The sequence below is a fragment of the Pseudomonas macauensis genome (assembly GCF_047902425.1).
Taxonomy (GTDB): domain Bacteria; phylum Pseudomonadota; class Gammaproteobacteria; order Pseudomonadales; family Pseudomonadaceae; genus Pseudomonas.
In genome coordinates this window covers 2,383,494-2,400,598 of the sequence record NZ_CP138377.1, presented here as the reverse complement: position 1 = coordinate 2,400,598, position 17,105 = coordinate 2,383,494, and the positions used below count along the sequence as shown (strand labels likewise).

At 66.0% G+C, this 17,105-nt stretch carries 15 protein-coding genes; 9 read left to right on the top strand and 6 right to left on the bottom strand.

From position 1 onward, the window contains the following. Nucleotides 1–597, bottom strand: coding sequence for a TetR/AcrR family transcriptional regulator (locus SD196_RS11355; RefSeq protein ID WP_416311466.1), 597 nt, complete (start codon nucleotides 595–597; stop codon nucleotides 1–3). Between the two features lie 228 nt (nucleotides 598–825). Between SD196_RS11355 and SD196_RS11350 the strand changes: the two genes are divergently transcribed. Beyond that, a complete protein-coding gene (locus SD196_RS11350; protein ID WP_416311465.1) occupies nucleotides 826–2,586 on the top strand; it encodes an FAD-dependent oxidoreductase in 1,761 nt (586 codons plus the stop codon). A 56-nt stretch (nucleotides 2,587–2,642) separates the two neighbouring features. Next, the gene (locus SD196_RS11345) at nucleotides 2,643–3,380 is read left to right on the top strand and encodes an SDR family NAD(P)-dependent oxidoreductase (RefSeq protein ID WP_416311464.1); all 738 of its coding nucleotides are present in this window, start codon (nucleotides 2,643–2,645) and stop codon (nucleotides 3,378–3,380) included. A 174-nt stretch (nucleotides 3,381–3,554) separates the two neighbouring features. Here the strand turns inward: SD196_RS11345 and SD196_RS11340 are convergent, their stop codons facing one another. From SD196_RS11340 to SD196_RS11325, 4 genes are all read right to left on the bottom strand, one after another. Beyond that, nucleotides 3,555–4,352 carry an SDR family NAD(P)-dependent oxidoreductase gene (locus SD196_RS11340; protein WP_275607542.1) on the bottom strand — a complete coding sequence of 266 codons (798 nt, stop codon included), beginning with the start codon at nucleotides 4,350–4,352 and terminating at the stop codon, nucleotides 3,555–3,557. 9 nt (nucleotides 4,353–4,361) lie between these two features. Then, nucleotides 4,362–4,889 carry a VOC family protein gene (locus tag SD196_RS11335; protein ID WP_275607543.1) on the bottom strand — a complete coding sequence of 176 codons (528 nt, stop codon included), beginning with the start codon at nucleotides 4,887–4,889 and terminating at the stop codon, nucleotides 4,362–4,364. Nucleotides 4,890–5,126: 237 nt separating this feature from the next. Then, nucleotides 5,127–5,954 carry a phosphonoacetaldehyde hydrolase gene (phnX, locus tag SD196_RS11330; RefSeq protein WP_416311463.1) on the bottom strand — a complete coding sequence of 276 codons (828 nt, stop codon included), beginning with the start codon at nucleotides 5,952–5,954 and terminating at the stop codon, nucleotides 5,127–5,129. A gap of 29 nt (nucleotides 5,955–5,983) precedes the next feature. After that, nucleotides 5,984–7,099, bottom strand: a complete 1,116-nt coding sequence (locus tag SD196_RS11325; RefSeq protein WP_275607545.1) for a 2-aminoethylphosphonate--pyruvate transaminase — start codon at nucleotides 7,097–7,099, stop codon at nucleotides 5,984–5,986. 148 nt (nucleotides 7,100–7,247) lie between these two features. On the opposite strand from SD196_RS11325, the gene SD196_RS11320 reads away from it, so the two are divergent. Then, nucleotides 7,248–8,108, top strand: coding sequence for a LysR substrate-binding domain-containing protein (locus SD196_RS11320; protein WP_275607546.1), 861 nt, complete (start codon nucleotides 7,248–7,250; stop codon nucleotides 8,106–8,108). A 137-nt stretch (nucleotides 8,109–8,245) separates the two neighbouring features. Here the strand turns inward: SD196_RS11320 and SD196_RS11315 are convergent, their stop codons facing one another. Further along, a complete protein-coding gene (locus SD196_RS11315; protein WP_331314248.1) occupies nucleotides 8,246–9,121 on the bottom strand; it encodes a LysR substrate-binding domain-containing protein in 876 nt (291 codons plus the stop codon). A gap of 340 nt (nucleotides 9,122–9,461) precedes the next feature. On the opposite strand from SD196_RS11315, the gene SD196_RS11310 reads away from it, so the two are divergent. The 6 genes from SD196_RS11310 (at nucleotide 9,462) to SD196_RS11285 (ending at nucleotide 17,049) form a co-directional block, all read left to right on the top strand. After that, nucleotides 9,462–10,817: an MFS transporter gene (locus tag SD196_RS11310; RefSeq protein WP_370601351.1), complete on the top strand. Its 1,356-nt coding sequence runs from the start codon at nucleotides 9,462–9,464 to the stop codon at nucleotides 10,815–10,817. A 43-nt stretch (nucleotides 10,818–10,860) separates the two neighbouring features. After that, entirely contained in the window at nucleotides 10,861–11,217 is a 357-nt protein-coding gene (locus tag SD196_RS11305; protein ID WP_275607549.1) for a RidA family protein, read from the top strand. A gap of 14 nt (nucleotides 11,218–11,231) precedes the next feature. Beyond that, nucleotides 11,232–12,620: an FAD-dependent oxidoreductase gene (locus SD196_RS11300; protein WP_331314244.1), complete on the top strand. Its 1,389-nt coding sequence runs from the start codon at nucleotides 11,232–11,234 to the stop codon at nucleotides 12,618–12,620. A 167-nt stretch (nucleotides 12,621–12,787) separates the two neighbouring features. Continuing rightward, the gene (locus SD196_RS11295) at nucleotides 12,788–13,309 is read left to right on the top strand and encodes an RNA polymerase sigma factor (protein ID WP_275607551.1); all 522 of its coding nucleotides are present in this window, start codon (nucleotides 12,788–12,790) and stop codon (nucleotides 13,307–13,309) included. Then, a complete protein-coding gene (locus SD196_RS11290) occupies nucleotides 13,306–14,325 on the top strand; it encodes a FecR family protein (protein WP_416311462.1) in 1,020 nt (339 codons plus the stop codon). Before SD196_RS11295 ends, SD196_RS11290 begins: the two co-directional genes overlap by 4 nt. Before the next feature lie 123 nt (nucleotides 14,326–14,448). Then, nucleotides 14,449–17,049, top strand: coding sequence for a TonB-dependent receptor (locus tag SD196_RS11285; RefSeq protein ID WP_416311461.1), 2,601 nt, complete (start codon nucleotides 14,449–14,451; stop codon nucleotides 17,047–17,049). Nucleotides 17,050–17,105 lie beyond the last annotated feature (56 nt).

Sequence of the window (17,105 nt, the reverse complement as noted above, 5' to 3'; positions counted from 1 at the left end):
TCAGCGTCGGCCAACCGGCTGGAGAATGGCCATCTGCGCGCGGATCGCCGCCTCATCGGTGGGCACCAGGCAGTACGCGAGCCCGATACGGCTGATCAGCGCAATCAGGTCGTCCAGAGCCACGACAGCCGGGCCGTGGCGCTCGACATGGCGCAGATAGGGCTCTTCCAGCACACCACGCCACATCGGCGCGATGTTCTCGAGGATGTAGCTGAAGACGTCCGAGGTCGAACTCTTCGCCAGATAGCTGTGGTGAAAGCCCCCGTTGTGCCGATCCAGGTAGCGCACGGAGAAGCACACGCACTCCTCCAGATAACGCTCGAAGTCATCCTCGAACGGCTGCACGCTGCGCTGCATTTCCTCGAAGAACGCGCCGTTCTCCGCGCTGATGACCGCCTGGATCAGCTCCTTCTTGTTGCTGAAATAGCGGTACAGGGTGCGTCGCGAGATGTTCGCCCGCTGGGCCACATCATCGATCGAAAAGCTCTCGGCGCCCTCCTCGATCATGACCTCCAGTGCCGCCCGCAGGATCAGCGAGCGGCCATCACTGGCATTTCCCATCCGGCTGGCGTCACCCCAGCGTAGCTGTCGACTCATGTGCACCTTCGTCCGCTCAGGGGCCGCCGTCTTGGTCCGGCCCGGGTACTTCCGAGCCCCATTCTCGCATGCAATGGCACAAAAAAATAATTTGCGCCGCAGATGTCACAACTTGTAGCTTGTGTGACATTGCTGCGCATAGCCCAGTCATTTACCCCGAGGCGACGCACCCGGGCGCCTCCACACAGTGCAAGCCACCGGAAACCTGTTCCAGGGAGAGATGCCGCCATGACCAGCCATCAGCATGATGCGAAGTGGGACCATGAGTACGACGTGGTGGTCGTCGGATCAGGCGCAGGCGCGCTGACGGCGGCATTGCGCGCCCACGACAACGGCCTCTCGGTTCTGGTGATCGAGAAGAGCGACGTCTACGGCGGTACGACCGCCGTCTCCGGTGGCGGCGTCTGGATTCCCTGCAACAGCCAGATCGCCGCCCTCGGCGGCAGCGACTCTTATGAAGAGGCGATCACCTACCTTCGCGACGTGGTCGGCGAGGAGTTCGATCAGCCCCGCATCGACGCCTATCTGGCCAATGGCCCCGAGATGATCGAGTACCTGGCCCGGCAGGCGCAGACGCATTTCCAGGCGGTTCCGCGCTACCCCGACTACTACCCTGACCGCAAGGGCGGCAAGCCGGGCTACCGCACCATGGAGCCCGCGCCCTTCGATGCGGCGCGCCTGGGCGAGTCCTTCGCGCAACTGCGCCCATCATCCCCGGCCACGCTTATCGGCGGGCGTATCGCCATGACCCAGGTGGAAGCGCACACCATCCTCGCCAAGGAGTCTGGCTGGCTGCTGCTCACCGCCCGCCTGGCGCTGCGCTACCTGGGCGACTTCCGCTGGCGTCGACACAGCCGTCGCGACCGCCGCCTGACCCTCGGCAATGCATTGATCGCCAGCCTGCGTGCAGCCCTTGCCCAGCGCGGCATCCCCCTGTGGCTGGAAACGCCCATGCAGTCGCTGCGCCAGGAAGGCGACCGGGTGGTAGGCGTGGAGGTGCTTCGGCAAGGTCGTCCCCACGCCCTGCGCGCACGCCGCGGCGTCGTGCTCGCCTGCGGCGGGTTCGAGTCGAACCAGTCCATGCGCGAGCTCTACCTGCCCAAACCTACCCGCGCGGAGTGGACCGCCGCGCCGCCGATCAATACCGGCGACGGCATTCGCGCCGGCATGGCGGCCGGAGGATCGGTGGCGTTGATGGAACACACCTGGGGAGCGCCGACGGTGAGCGTGCCGGGCGAGGCGAGCCAACGTGCGCTCTTCGTCGAACGCGCCTTCCCACGCTGCGTCATGGTCAACCGGCTGGGACAGCGCTTCGTCAATGAAGCCGCGCCCTACACCGACATCATCTACGCCATGTACGCGGACCACCAACGCACCCAGGCCAACGCACCGGCCTGGCTGGTGTTCGACGCCGAGTACCGCAAGCGCTACCCGTGCGGCGTGCTGCTGCCGGGCAGCGTGCAGCCGGACGCGAAGATCCCCGATGGCTGGCTGGACAAGGTGATCTACCGCGCCGAGACACTCCCCGCGCTGGCGCAGAAGATCGGCGTGGATGCCGCCGGACTGACCGCCACCGTCGAGCAGATGAACCGGTTCGCCGCCGACGGCATCGACCTCCAGTTCGGCAAGGGCGGCAACCTGTTCGACCGCTACTACGGCGACTCCAACTGCAAGCCGAACCCCTGCCTCGGCCCCATCGAACGAGCGCCCTTCTATGCCTTGCGCATCGATCCGGGCGAGCTTGGCACCAAGGGCGGCTTGCGGACCGACGCCTTCGCCCGGGTCCTGCGCGCCGACGGATCGGTAGTGGCCGGCTGCTACGCGGTGGGCAATACCTCGGCCGCGCTCATGGGCAAGACCTACCCCGGCCCCGGCTCGACCATCGGCCCGGCCATGACCTTCGCCTACATAGCCGCCAACCACCTGGCGGAAGCCGAACCGGCGCAGCCAAGCGATTCGATCCAGAGTGCTGCCGGCCACCCGGCATGACGCGTCCACACACCCGATCCTGGCCAAGCGCCAGTGCACCCCCAACGAGGATATCGATGAGCAGTTCAGACCTTGCCGGAAAAGTCGGCGTTGTAACGGGTGGCCGCCAGGGGATAGGCCGGGCCTGCGTCGACGCCCTTGTCGCAGCGGGCGCCACCGTCGTGGTGCTCGATCGTGGAACCGGGGAAGCGGTGCCGGGCGCAGCGCTGACCCTGGCGGTCGATGTGACCGACGCGGACGCCATCGCGGCCGCGTTCGCTCGCATCGATTCGGCCTTCGGCCGCCTGGATTTCGCCGTCAACAACGCCGGCATCGACATCGAGACGGAACCCGCCGCGGAATGGCGCGCCGAGCCACTTGACCTGACCCTCGACGTGAACCTGAAGGGCGTTTACCACTGCATGAGACAGGAGCTCTCCCTCATGCGGCGCCAGGGCGGCGGCCCCATCGTCAATATCGGCTCGGTGGCCGCGATCGTCGGGACGCCCACCCGGGCAGCCTACGCGGCGAGCAAGCACGGCGTCGTCGGGCTCACGCGCAGCGCGGCGCTGGAGTTCGGCAAGGACAACGTCCGCACCAACATCGTCTGTCCGGGCGGCACCCGGACCCAACTGCTGGAAAAGGTCATGACGGACAACCCCATGCCGCGCGAGCACATTGCCGCGACCTGCGCGCTGGGTCGCCTGGCCGAACCTTCGGAGATCGCCGAAGCCGTGCTGTGGCTGGCCTCGCCGAAATCGAGCTACGTCAACGGTGCCGTGCTCCCTGTCGATGGTGGATATACCGCCGGCTGATCCGTCTCCAGGAGCTCTTCACGCGCCTGGAGGTTTGCTGCTGGCTGATACGCAGCCCGCGCGCCCCTCGCTGAATCGACACACTCCCCGCCCACCGACCCTCGTCGACAAGGAAAGGCTCCCCTGGAAACGCCAGCGGCCGGCAATGCCGGCCACTGGTTTCAGGTTGTCGCTTCAGTGCGTCCCGGCAGCCCCCGTTGCAGCGGCATAGACCTCGGCGAGCGACGGGTTGCGCCGCAGCGTCTGGCCACCGCTGACATGGATGACCTGGCCGGTAACGAAGCTGGACTCATCGCTCGCCAGCCAGAGGGCGGCATCGGCGACCTCTGCCGCAACACCGCTGCGCCCCAACGGAATCTCGCGGTGGTAAAGCGCGGCGATGCCAGGATGCATCAGCCCGCCTCCCGACATCGGCGCATCCGCCACGCCCCCCGGCGCAATGGAATTGGCGCGGATGCCCTGGTGACCGAACTCATGGGCAATGCAGCGGATGACATGGTCGATACCCGCCTTGGTGCCCATGTAGGCGGCATGGTTGTCGAACATGATGCTGGCGGTCACCGACGAAACCTGGATGATCGAGCCACCCTTCGGCATGTGCCGCAACAACGCCTGGAAATACTGGAAAGGCCCGGTGAACTGGACCGCATTCATCGTATCCAGGTCCTCCTGGCTGTGCTCCAGGAAAGGCTTCAGCAGCCCCCAGCCCGTCGCATTGACCCCGATATCGAGCCCGCCCAGGCGCTTCACACTCTGGGCAACCAGCTCCGCCACCTCGCTCTGCGACCTGATATCGCAAGCCAGCCAGGCTACGCCCAGGTTGTCGGCAACGGCCGCCAGCGCATCGGGACGGCGCCCGGCCACCAGCACCCGCGCGCCCTGCTCGACATAACGCCGGGCAATGGCTTCGCCGATATTCCCCGGCGCGACGCCGAGCACCAGTGCCGCCTTATCTTGCAATCGATTCGACATGCCGAACTCTCACGCAGAAACGTCAATGACGTGAATGGGAGTGGCGCCGTCCCAGGCCCTGGCGGCTTCGATGCCCTGCGCGATCATCTCGCGCATGCCAATACCGTGGATGACCTCGTAGAGCACTCCGGGCTCCGCCTCGTTCTCGAAATAGGCAACGCGGGTCGAAGGGTTGCTCGCTTCGAACACTACCCGTAGTCCCGTGGACGTCAGCCGCGCAATCGCCTGGTCAATGTCATCGACCACCCAGGCGATATGGTGCATGCCCCGGAGCGCACGGCCCTGATCGTCCCGATAGGGCGATTTCGACGCATTGGTCGCCTGGATCAATTCGATCTGCATCCCGCCTTGATAACCGAGGCCGACATCCATGGTGACGGTCACGGGTTCACCGCGGTATTTCCCCTCCAGGGTCACGTTCCGAAAGACCGTCCATGGCCCCACACCGAAGTGCCGTTGCCAACGCCCGATGCTCTGTTCCAGGTCATCAACGAGATAGCCGATCTGGTCCATGGGACCGAGCCAAGCAGTACTCATGACAATTCCTTGCGAAGGTTCTCAGTGGGAAAAGAATCGCCGGCAGTTTATGGCGATCGCTATGGCACAAGCATAAAGATTTGCGACACAGAGTTTGGCACAAAATTTATATTTTGTGCCAATTCTTCCAGAAGCGACTCAAGGCGGAAGACAGCGGTTTGTCCGAGGGGAAAATGAAATCTGCACACCATGAAAAAGGCCCGCACGGATGCGGGCCTTTTCGTGACTGACCGAAGATCAGCTGCTCTGCGGCATTTCGCCCCGCGCCAGGCGGGCGTTGATGTCAGTGATCACCGCCGGCAGATCGGCGATGGTGTCGATCAGGTAGTGCGGGCGCGAGCCTTCGAACATCTGCCCGATGCGCTTACGTTCCTGTTCCAGCTGGTGCGCCGGCAGCGCCTTGTACTGCTCATAGGTCAGACCCAGGGCGTTGCCCGAGCAGGTCAGCGCCACGGTCCACATGCCGGCGCTGCGGCCTTCGAGGATGCCCGGCCAGGTGTCGTCGACCTTCACGCAAGCCGCGACATCGTTGACGCCCAGGGCGATCACGTTGGCCAGCGCCTGTGCCGGGTGCGGACGACCATTGGGCACTTCATCGGTGGCGACGACATGGTCGGCGATGTAGCCGTTGGTCTTGGCCAGGGCCACCACCTTCTCCATCACCACCGCCGGGTAGCCGGAGCAGGAGCCGACCTTCAGGCCCTGCTTGCGCAGCGCGGCGATGGCGTCCAGCGCGCCGGGGATCAGCGCGGAATGCTCGGCGATCTTCTCGATCTGCAGCGGCATGAAGCGCTCGTAGATGGCGGTGACGTCGTCGTCGGTCGGCGCGCGGCCGAACTTGGCCTTGTAGCGCTCGGCGATGGCGGGGATGTCGCACAGGGTGCGGATGTGGTCCCACTTGCCCATGCCCATCGGGCCGCGCGCTTCTTCCAGGCTGACCTGGACGCCGAACTCGGCGAAGGCTTCGACGAAGATCTGGGTCGGGGCGAAGGAGCCGAAGTCGACCACGGTGCCGGCCCAATCGAGGATGACTGCTTGCAGTTGCTTGGGTTGTTCGTAGTTCATGAGATTCAATCCTGTGGCAATCGGCCGGGTCAGATTTCGAAGACTTCCATCTCTTTCAGGGTCTCGGCGATGGCCGCGACCGCTGCACGCATGCCGCTGCCATCGACCTGGCCGATGCAGCCGACACGGAAGGTTTCCACCTGGGTCAGCTTGCCCGGATAGAGGATGAAGCCCTTCTCGCGCACCCGGTTGTAGAACTCGGTGAAGCTGTAGCGGGGATCACGCGGGGCATGGAAGGTGACAATGATCGGCGCCTGGATCTGCGCCGGCAGGAAGCTGCGGAAGCCCAGCTTGCCCATCTCCGCCAGCAGAGTCTGGCAGTTGTTTGCGTAGCGCTGATGACGGGCCGCCAGACCACCCTCCTCCTCGTACTGGCTCAGCGCTTCGTGCAGCGCGGCCACCACGTGGGTCGGCGGGGTGAAGCGCCACTGGCCGGTCTTGGCCATGTAGGCCTGCTGGTCCTGCAGGTCCATGGACAGCGAATGGCAGTTGCCGGCGCTGGCGTTCAGCGCGGTGGTGCGGGCGAAGACGAAGCCCATGCCCGGCACACCTTCCAGGCACTTGCCGGAGGCGGCGATCAGCGCGTCGAACGGGACGTTGCGGGCGTCAATATCCAGCGCCCCGAAGGAGCTCATGGCGTCGATAATCAGCCGCTTGCCGTGGGACTCGATGACCTTGGCGATGTCCTGCAACGGGTTGAGGATGCCGGTGCTGGTCTCGCAATGGATCAGTGCGACGTGGGTGACGCTGGGGTCCGCGCTGAGCAGACGATCGACGTCGGCGGCGGTGGTCGGCACATCTTCTTCGGTTTCGAAGGTGCTGAACTCGCGGCCGATCACCTGGCAGATCTTCGCCAGGCGCTTGCCGTAGGCGCCGTTGATCAGCACCAGCACCTTGCCGTCGCGCGGCACCAGGGTGCCAACGGCGGCCTCCACGGAGAAGGTGCCGCTGCCCTGCAGGGGCACGCAGGTGTGAGTCGCCTCACCGTGGATGATCGCCAGCAGGCGCTTGCAGACATCGGCGGTCAGGGCGTTGAAGTCGCTGTCCCAGGAGCCCCAGTCGACCATCATGGCGCGACGGGTGCGGGGGGACGTGGTCAGCGGACCGGGAGTCAGCAGGATGGGGGCTCGCTCGGCAGTGCTCATGCTCGATTCCTCTTTCTTGGGAACGTCGTCAGGGCGTAATTCGGTTGGGCCGAGCGTCATCGCTGCGGCCTGGGCATAACTTGCCGACACCCCTGATATCGTTCAAATTGTTTATCACGATGCACCACATAAGTCGGACATATACCTCATGAACCTCTTCCAGCTCCGCGCCTTCGACGCGGTCGCCCGCGAACGCAGTTTCACCCGCGCCGCCGAACGCCTGTTCATCAGCCAGCCCGCGGTGACCGGGCACGTCAAAGCCCTGGAGGAGCACTACCAGGTCAACCTGTTCCGCCGCACCGCGCGAGGCGTGGAGCTGACCGAGGACGGCGTACGCCTGTCGGCCATCAGCCGCACCCTGTTCGCCCTGGAGGAAGAAGCCGAGGCCATGCTCGACGCCAGCCGCGAACTGGTGACCGGACGCATCGAAGTGGCCGCCGACGGCCCACACCTGGTGATGCCGATGCTCGCTCGGCTGCGCGCACGCTACCCCGGCATCACCGTCAACCTGCGCCTGGGCAACGCCCAGGAGACTCTGGCTGCGCTGCTCGACGAGCACGTCGACATTGCCGTCCTCACCGAGGTCGAGGCGCGCACTGGCCTGTATCTGCGGGAGCTGGTGGAGTCGCATATCTGCGCACTGGTGCCGGCAAGCCATCCCTGGAGCACCGGCATGGAAGAGCTGGCCCTGAGCGAGCTGGACCAGCAGATCATGGTGCTGCGCGAACCCGATTCCATCACCCGCCGGACCTTCGATACGGCCTGTGCGGCACGCTCGGTGCAACCGCGCGTCCTGCTCGAACTGGACAGTCGCGAAGCGGTTACCGAAGCGGTGGCAGCAGAGCTGGGGATCGGAATCGTATCGTCGATGGAGGTGAGCCCGGACCCACGGGTGAAAGCCATCCCCCTGGTCGGTGACGGACTACAGAACCGCCACGCCATCGGCTGCCTGGAACGGCGCCGTGGGTTGCGGGTGGTGAGTGCGTTTCTGGAGCTGGCGGAAGGTTGAGGCACGGCTGACCGTACGGCGTATGACGCTCCGCGTTATACGCCGCTTGACCTTGGTCCCCGCGCGCTCCGAGTTCAACCCCGTAGCCGCCAACGACGCACGGTGAGCCGGCGTACAACCGCGAACGGTTGTACGCCCTAGGCTGGCAAATCCTCACGCACCAGGTCGAGAAAGGTCGCCACGATCCGCCGGGAGCTCTGCTCGCGCAGGCACACCAGGGTCTCGCTCATGTGTCGCTCGCAATCGATGATGGGCAGGGCGTGCACGCGGTTGTCCGAGCCGAACTCGGCGACCGACACCACTCCGACGCCGATTCCCGCGACCACCGCCTCGCGCGCCGCCTCGCGTCCCTCCACCTCGATAGCGGCACGAATCCGCAGGCCGGCGCTGCGCATTTCCTCTTCCAGGGTCTGGCGCGTGACGGAACCATGCTCGCGCAACACCAGCGGCGCATCGTCCAGATCAGCCAGGCGAATCGACTCGCGCCCCGCCCAGGGATGACTGTTGGCGACGAAAGCGACGATGGGATCGCGGCGCAGGGTGAAGGACACCAGGCGCTCGTCTTCCACGGCCCGCCCCAGCAATGCCAGGTCAGCGCGGTAGGCGAACAGTGCCTGCAGGGACTCGTCGGTGTTGCCGGTTTCTATGCGCACGCGGATGCCGGGATGCCGCTGGCAGAACGACGCCACCTGGGGCAACAGGTGCACCGCTGCATCCACCGCCAGCACCAGACTGCCTGTCTGCAGGGCGCGGGACTCCTGCAGCAGCTCCTGCGCCTCGGCCTCGATGACGAACAGCCGCTGGGTCACCGCCAGCAGGCGCTCGCCCAGTTCCGTCAGGCGCACCGAGCGCTTGTTGCGATGGAACAGCAGCACCCCGTAGCGCTCTTCCAGCTTGCGGACCTGGTCGGACACCGCCGGCTGGGTCAGGAACAGACGCTCGGCGGCACGGGTGAAACTGCCGTGCACGGCGACCGCATGGAACGCCTTGAGCTGGGCATGGGACACGGACATCGCGGTGATCCTCGCAGGCGATTCTGACTGTTGCGCTCCACTCCGACAGAAAGCGACTTCCCGGTCACAGGGGAGGTTCGCCACCCTCTCACGCAGACTTACTACAAGGAAAACTTATTTTCGAAATTTGATAAATCGATTTCAGTTATTTGTTCGGAATTGTTTCTATCCCTCCACCGTCACCCCATGGCAACGGCACCACGACAACTCCTGCGCTTCTGACCCGCACCGCAAGGACGGTGCGACGTGCTCCTTCTCTTGAAACAAGAACGACAAGAACAAGAAAGGCGTTACCTCACTGACTGCCGGCACAGCACAACTACAAAAACGAGGTCGGAACATGCTTACCCCACAAGGCAACGCAACACCCCGCTCACCTCTGGCGTCGATCCAGCGCTGGCGCTGGCAGATCTTCGCCATCACCTGGCTGGCCTACGCGGCCTTCTACTTCACCCGCAAAGCCTTTTCGGTAGCCAAGCTCGGCATTGCCGAAGACCCCAGTTTCCATCTCGACAAGGCCATGATGGCCAACCTCGACGCGACCTACCTCGCCGCCTATGCCGTCGGCCAGTTCACCTGGGGCGTGCTGGCCGATCGTTTCGGCCCGCGGGTGGTCGTGCTCGGCGGGCTGCTGATCTCGGCGGGCGCGGCAATCGTCATGGGCACCTGGGCAACGCTGCCGGTGTTCGCCACCTGCATGGTCGTCCAGGGCCTGGCGCAGTCCACCGGCTGGTCAGGGTTGTGCAAGAACATCGGGAGCTTCTTCGCCACCCATGAACGCGGTCGCATTCTCGGCCTGTGGAGCACCTGCTATGCCTTCGGCGGGCTGGTGGCCTCGCCGTTCGCCGGCTGGTGGGCCTACTCCATCTTCGGCACCTGGCACGCGGCGTTCTACTCCAGTGCCGCCGTGGTGGGCGGCGTGGCGTTGCTGTTCCTCCTGCTGCAACGCAATCGCCCGCAGGATGTCGGTCTGCCGCCCGTGGAAGACGAACCCGAAGCGGTTCGCTACGCCGGTTTCAAACCCGAGGGGCAGAACCCCGGCGTCGGCGAAACCCTGCGCCTTGTGCTGGGCAACCGTACCGTACTGACCCTCGGGCTGGCCTACTTCCTGCTCAAGCCGGCGCGCTACGCCATCCTCCTCTGGGGACCGGTGATCGTGTACGAACGCATGCCCGGCCTGGGCAAGGTTGGCGCGGCCATCCTGCCGACCTCCTTCGAGATCGCCGGCCTGCTCGGTCCGATCCTGATCGGCCTGGCCTCGGACAAGCTCTTCGGCGCGCGGCGCATGCCGGCCTGCGTGATCAGCCTGATCGGCCTGACCGCCTGCCTCGCACTGTTCGTCCCGGCCATGCAGACCGGCAGCAGCCTGCTGGTGTTCGGCCTGCTGTTCATGATGGGCCTGACCCTCTACGGACCGGATTCGATGATCAGCGGCGCCGCCGCCATCGACTTCGGCACCGGCAAGGCCGCTGCCACCGCCGCTGGCTTCGTCAACGGTTGCGGCTCGGTCGGCGCGATCCTCGGCGGGCTGCTGCCGGGCTACTTCGATACCTACTCGGTGTTCATCGGCTTCACCGTTGCCGCCCTGGTTTCCGCCGGCATCCTGCTGCCGCACTGGAACAGCCTGCCCGAAGGTACGGCAACCACGGCACGCGTACCCAACCGCTCCGTCAAGGTGCGCATGGCGCGCTCCTGATTCCCCGGCACAGGGAAGTGCCCCAGCCCTACAAGGTCACCCCATGAACATAGAACGCTTTGGTGTGGTACAGCGCCGCGCCGAAATGGTCCTGCACGCCCACACCCTCTACATCGGTGGGCAGGTCGCCAGCGACACCAGCGCCGATATCGAAGGCCAGACCCTCGAGGTACTGCTCGGGATTGAACGACTGCTGGAAAGTGTCGGCGGCGACCGCACGCATCTGCTGACGGTGCGCATCCTGCTGGCCCGCCGCGAGGACTACGCCGGGCTCAATCGCGTGTGGGACGCCTTCTTCCCCTTCGGCCACGCCCCGGCCCGCGCCTGCACCCTGGCAGAACTGATCGATCCGGCATGGCGCGTCGAGATGATCGCCACCGCCGCCCTGCCCAATCGCTGAACACGGAGAATCCCATGCGTCCCTTCTGGCTTGAACAGGCCCTGCAGCACGATCAGGAGCGCGCCGCGCCGCTCCAGGAGAACACCCGCGCCGATGTCTGCATCGTCGGCGGCGGCTACACCGGTCTGTGGACTGCGATCATGCTCAAGGAGCAAAACCCGGAGCTCGACGTGGTGATCGTCGAGGCCGACATCTGCGGCGCCGGCGCCAGCGGTCGCAACGGTGGCTGCGCGCTGTCCTGGTCGGCCAAGTTCTTCACCCTCGAACGATTGTTCGGCCTGGCGGAAGCGATTCGCCTGGTGCAAGCGTCCGAACGCAGCATCCACGCCATCGGTGAGTTCTGCCAGCGCTACGGCGTGGATGCCGACTACCGCCTCGACGGCACGCTGTATACCGCCACCAACGCCGCCCAGGTCGGCGCCACCGACGGCGTGATCGCGGCGCTGGAAAAGCATGGCATCAACTCCTTCAGCAAGCGTCCGCTGGAAGATGTGCAGCGTATGGCCGGTTCGCGCAAGCATCTGGAGGGCTGGTTCTCCCCTGCCGCCGCCAGCGTGCAGCCGGGCAAGCTGGTGCGCGGCCTGCGGCGCGTAGCGCTGCAACTGGGCGTGCGGCTGTACGAGGGCAGCCCGATGATCGGCCTGGACCACGGCCGGCCTGCCACCGTGCGGACCACCCGGGGAGCGGTGAGCGCCGACCGCGTGGTGCTGGCGATCAATGCCTGGATGGCGCGCGCCTTCCCGCAATTCGAACGCAGTGTGGCGATCGTCTCCAGCGACATGGTGATTACCGAGCCGAGGCCGGACCTGCTGGCAGAGATCGGCCTGACCTCCGGCGTCACCGTGCTGGATTCGCGCATTTTCGTGCACTACTACCACAACACCCCGGACGGCCGGATCATGCTTGGCAAGGGCGGCAATACCTTCGCCTACGGCGGACGCATGCTGCCGGTGTTCGATCGGCCGTCGCCCTATCTGGGGCTGCTCAGGGAAAGCCTCAATGAATTCTTCCCGGCCTTCGCCGACGTTCCCATCGCCGCCAGCTGGAACGGGCCGTCCGACCGCTCGGTGACCGGTCTGCCGTTCTTCGGCCGGTTGGGCGAACCAGGCAACGTGTTCTACGGATTCGGCTACTCGGGCAGCGGTGTCGGGCCCTGCCACATGGGCGGGCAGATACTCAGCTCGCTGGTGCTGGGGCAGGACAACGACTGGACGCGCTCGCCACTGACCCAGGGCCCGCTGGGGCATTTCCCGCCGGAACCGATTCGCTACGTTGGCTCGCTGATGGTGCGCAACGCGATCCGCCGCAAGGAGCATGCGGAGGATCGCGGCCACCGGCCGCGCCGCCTGGACGTAAGGCTGGCACGCTTCGCCGCGGCGGCTGGCAAGGCCGACAAGGCCTGACGCGTTGCCCTCACCTGCCGGCTGAGGGAATGGGCGGGGCACGCTGCGTGCCTCGCCCTTTTTTCAGAGCCGCCCGCAGCGCACAGGGCGCACGGCGGTCTTGTGCCCTTCGCTCCGTACGAATAATAATAATTATCATTTGTAAATTATTCCTGCTGGACGCCCCTGTGAGCACTTCCAACCTCGACGCGGTCTTCCTGGCCCAGCGCCTGCCACTGCTGCGCACGCTGGTGCGGATGGTGAACAACCCGAGCATTGCCGAAGACCTGGTGCAGGAAACCTACCTGCGCGTCGCCCGCACCCTGCTCGAACGCCGCATCGACCACCTCGAACCCTTCCTCTTCCAGACCGGCCGCAACCTCGCGCTGGACCACCTGCGTCACCTGCGCATGCAATCGCGGACCCTGCTCGACGACGTTCCCACCGAGGTGCTTCAAGCCGTGCCGGCGCCCAGCTCCAGCGCCGAAGACCAGCTCCACGCGGAGAAACTGCTGGAGCGCCTGGGCGCCACCCTCGGCCAGCTCAGCGAGCGCCAGCAGCGCATCTTCATCCTCAGCCGCCTGCATGGCTGCGGCTATGCGGAAATCGCCGAGCAGCTCGGCGTTTCGCCCAGCACGGTGCAGAAGGAGCTGAAGCTGATCATGGCGATCTGCGTCGGCCTGGTCAGCCGCCTCGAGGAGACGGTATGACGGACTATCGTTCGCCTGCCGATTCGACAAGAATACGCGGCCCTCAATCCCAGGATCATGCCGAGGAACGCCCCGTGTCCCACGCCACGCCGCCCGATGACCCGCAGATGGCCGAAGCCCTCGACTGGTTGATGCTCGAGGACGACATGGACGCCGCGACGCGCCAGCGCTTCGAGGCCTGGCATGCCGCCAGCGAAGGCAACGCGCGGGCCTACCAGCGGGTACGCGATGCCTGGCAGTCACCGCTGCTGACCACCGCGGCGGCGCGCCTGGAGCAACGACTCGCGGCGCCGCCGCGCCGGCGGCCGCTGTGGAAGCCGATAGCGACCGCCGCGGTGCTGGTCCTGGCGGTCGGCGCCGCCCTGCAGAGCGACCTGCTGCTGCGCTTGCGCGCCGATCACCTGACCGCCGTGGGCGAACGGCAGAACCTCAATCTGGCGGACGGCTCCCGGGTCCTGCTCAACACCGACACCGCCCTCTCCAGCCGCATCGACGAGCAACAGCGCGTCGCTCACCTGTACCGCGGCGAGGCGTACTTCGACGTCGCCCATGACCGCAACCGCCCCTTCGAGGTGGAAGCCGGGCCGGTGCAGGTGACGGTGCGCGGCACCGCCTTCGCCGTGCGCTACCTGGGCAACGAGGCGGAAGTCAGCGTGCAGCGCGGCGAAGTGGACCTGCGCACGCCGCTGGACGACGCCCACATCAGCCTCGGCGCCGGCGACAGCATCCGCGTCGGTCCGCAGGGCTTCGGCGAGCGCCAGCACAGCGCCGAGGGGCAGGCACAGCTGGCCTGGGTCAAGGGCCGCATGGTGTTCGAGAACTGCCCGCTCAGCCAGGTGCTGGCCGAACTGCGGCGCTACTACCCCGGCTGGATCGTGAATACCAACGAGCGCCTGGCGAACGTCAGCGTCACCGGCAACTGGCGCCTGGACGACCCGCTGGGCGTGGCGCGCTCGCTGGCGCAGATCGCCTCCGCGCAACTGCACGAATACCCGAAACTGCTGGTCCTCGACTGATCGTCCTCTCCTGAACTGAAAGTTTTTTTACGCGGTCGCGCCGGCTCGTTCGTTTAGTCAGAAGCCAATGCAATAGATTCGCATTTACGAATGCGAACGAAGACTGACTAAGAGAGCCCTTCGATGCCCATCGCTTCTTCGCGTGCCCCTCTGCGCCATCCCGCCCGCATCTCCCTGCTTGCCCTATCCATCGGTCTGGCCAGCCTGCCGGCGACCTCCGCCCTCGCGGCGGACACGGCAGGCAGCCAGGCCCAGGCCGGCTACCGTTTCGACATCCCCCGCCAACCACTGGCCCAGGCGCTGAACGCCTTCAGCGCGGTGACCGGCTGGCAGGTGGGCGTCGCCGGCGAGCTGGCCGATGGCATCGAGTCACCCGGCATCAACGGCCGCCTGCCGGCCGCCCAGGCATTGAAGGGCCTGCTCGCCGGTACCGGCCTGGGCGCCCGCACCCTGGGCCCGCGCAACGTGGTGCTGGAGCGCAACCTGTCGAGCGTGGCGGAAATGCAGCCGCTGACCATCACCGCCACCCGTCAGGCGCAGAGCGTGACCCTGGTGCCGAGCACGGTGAACGTGGTCGACCGCAGCGAACTGGACCGCAAGAACGTCAACACCATAAAGGAGCTGGTGCGCGACATGCCTGGCGTCTCCGTCGGCGGCACCGGCAACCGCGCCGGCACCACCGGCTACAACATCCGCGGCATCGATGGCGACCGCGTGCTGACACAGATCGACGGCGTCGAGATTCCCGGCGGCTTCTTCAACGGCCCCTACGCGCAGACCGAGCGCAACTACGTCGACCCGGAAATCGTCAAGCGCGTCGAAGTGCTGCGCGGCCCGGCCTCGGCGCTCTACGGCAGCAACGCCATCGGCGGCGCGGTCAGCTACTTCACCCTGGATGCGGACGACATCATCAATGACGGCCAGGATGCGGGGGCGCGCCTGAAGACCGGCTACAGCTCCGCCGACGACAGCTGGCTGACCTCCGGCACCGTGGCCGCTCGCTCCGACAGCTTCGACGGCCTGCTGCACCTGAGCCAGCGCAATGGCCACGAGACCGAATCCTTCGGCAGCACCGGCGGCACCGGCCTGTCGCGCACCGAGGCCAACCCGCAGGACGTGCGCACCACCAACGTGCTGGCCAAGCTGGGCTGGAAGTACGCCGAGGGCGAGCGCTTCGGCCTGGTCTACGAGAAGTACAAGGACGACCGCGACACCGACCAGAAGAGCGCCTATGGCGGCCCCTACTACGGCGGCAAGCCGACCATCCCGGACAGCATGCTGCCCGGCGGCATGTACCAGTGGCGCACCGGCAACGACACCATCACCCGCGAGCGCTTCGGCCTGGAACACCAGCTGCTGCCGGGCAGCGCAGTGGCCGACCACGCCCGCTGGACCTTCAACTACCAGACCGCCAAGACCGACCAGAGCACCGAAGAGTTCTACTACCCCATCACCCGCCAGGTACTGCGCACCCGCGACACGCTGTACAAGGATCGCCAGTGGGTGTTCGACCTGCAGCTGGACAAGGCCTTCCTCGTCGGCGAGACCGATCACCTGCTGACCTACGGCACCACCCTGAAGCGGCAGAAGATCACCGGCTACCGCGAGGGTGACGCCACGTGCCTGGCGATCGGCCGCGGCTGCACCGCCGTTGGCGCGCCCAGCTCCATCGCCAGCGACAGCCTGACGCGCAGCAGCGACTTCCCCGACCCCACCATCGATACCTACGGCCTGTTCGCCCAGGACGAGATCCGCTGGAACGCCTGGACCTTCCTGCCCGGCCTGCGCTACGACTACACACGCCTGAAGCCGCACATCACCGAGGAATTCCTCAACACCGTGGACCAGAGCGGCGAAGGCGAAGTCAGCAGCGAGGACAAGACCTGGCACCAGCTCTCGCCCAAGCTCGGCGTGACCTACGCCTTCAACGACAACTATCTGTGGTATGGCCAGTACGCCCAGGGCTTCCGCACCCCGACCGCGAAGGCGCTGTACGGCCGCTTCGACAACCCCGGCACCGGCTACCGCGTCGAGCCCAACCCCGACCTCGATCCGGAACGCAGCCAGAGCTACGAGACCGGCCTGCGCGGCAACTTCGAGGAAGGCTCCTTCGACGTCGCGGTGTTCTACAACAAGTACCGCGACTTCATTAACGAGGACGCCATCACCCCCGGCTACAGCGAGCCGACCTTCCAGAGCAACAACATCAAGAACGCCATCATCAAGGGCGTGGAGCTCAAGGGCCGCCTGGAACTGGGCGCCTTCGGCGCACCGCAAGGCCTCTACACCAAGGGGGCGGTGGCCTACGCCTACGGCCGCAACAAGGACACCGGCGAGCCGATCAACAGCGTCAACCCGCTCACCGGCGTGTTCGGCCTGGGCTACGACGAACAGGCCGGCCGCTACGGCGCCCTGCTCGACTGGACCCTGGTCAAGCGCAAGGACCGCGTCGACGACAGCAACTTCAAGGCCCCCGACGGCACCAGCAGCCAGTTCAAGACCCCGGGCTTCGGCGTCCTCGACCTGACCGGCTACTACAAGCTGACCGACGACCTGACCGTCAACGCCGGTCTCTACAACCTCACCGACAAGAAGTACTGGCTGTGGGACGACGTGCGCGGATACGACAGCGTCGGCGAAGCCTCTGTGCTGGCCCCGGCCAACCTCGACCGCCTGACCCAGCCGGGCCGCAACTTCGCGGTCAACCTGGTGTGGGATATCTGAGGGCTGATTCACGGACGCGGGGTTCACCCCGCTGTCTGCGATGTTCGCGAGCAAGC

What these genes read in the sequence shown, in the direction of transcription:
- SD196_RS11355 (WP_416311466.1), bottom strand. Translation starts at nt 597, where the DNA reads ATGAGTCGACAGCTACGCTGGGGTGACGCCAGCCGGATGGGAAATGCC.
- SD196_RS11350 (WP_416311465.1), top strand. Translation starts at nt 826, where the DNA reads ATGACCAGCCATCAGCATGATGCGAAGTGGGACCATGAGTACGACGTG.
- SD196_RS11345 (WP_416311464.1), top strand. Translation starts at nt 2,643, where the DNA reads ATGAGCAGTTCAGACCTTGCCGGAAAAGTCGGCGTTGTAACGGGTGGC.
- SD196_RS11340 (WP_275607542.1), bottom strand. Translation starts at nt 4,352, where the DNA reads ATGTCGAATCGATTGCAAGATAAGGCGGCACTGGTGCTCGGCGTCGCG.
- SD196_RS11335 (WP_275607543.1), bottom strand. Translation starts at nt 4,889, where the DNA reads ATGAGTACTGCTTGGCTCGGTCCCATGGACCAGATCGGCTATCTCGTT.
- phnX (WP_416311463.1), bottom strand. Translation starts at nt 5,954, where the DNA reads ATGAACTACGAACAACCCAAGCAACTGCAAGCAGTCATCCTCGATTGG.
- SD196_RS11325 (WP_275607545.1), bottom strand. Translation starts at nt 7,099, where the DNA reads ATGAGCACTGCCGAGCGAGCCCCCATCCTGCTGACTCCCGGTCCGCTG.
- SD196_RS11320 (WP_275607546.1), top strand. Translation starts at nt 7,248, where the DNA reads ATGAACCTCTTCCAGCTCCGCGCCTTCGACGCGGTCGCCCGCGAACGC.
- SD196_RS11315 (WP_331314248.1), bottom strand. Translation starts at nt 9,121, where the DNA reads ATGTCCGTGTCCCATGCCCAGCTCAAGGCGTTCCATGCGGTCGCCGTG.
- SD196_RS11310 (WP_370601351.1), top strand. Translation starts at nt 9,462, where the DNA reads ATGCTTACCCCACAAGGCAACGCAACACCCCGCTCACCTCTGGCGTCG.
- SD196_RS11305 (WP_275607549.1), top strand. Translation starts at nt 10,861, where the DNA reads ATGAACATAGAACGCTTTGGTGTGGTACAGCGCCGCGCCGAAATGGTC.
- SD196_RS11300 (WP_331314244.1), top strand. Translation starts at nt 11,232, where the DNA reads ATGCGTCCCTTCTGGCTTGAACAGGCCCTGCAGCACGATCAGGAGCGC.
- SD196_RS11290 (WP_416311462.1), top strand. Translation starts at nt 13,306, where the DNA reads ATGACGGACTATCGTTCGCCTGCCGATTCGACAAGAATACGCGGCCCT.
- SD196_RS11285 (WP_416311461.1), top strand. Translation starts at nt 14,449, where the DNA reads ATGCCCATCGCTTCTTCGCGTGCCCCTCTGCGCCATCCCGCCCGCATC.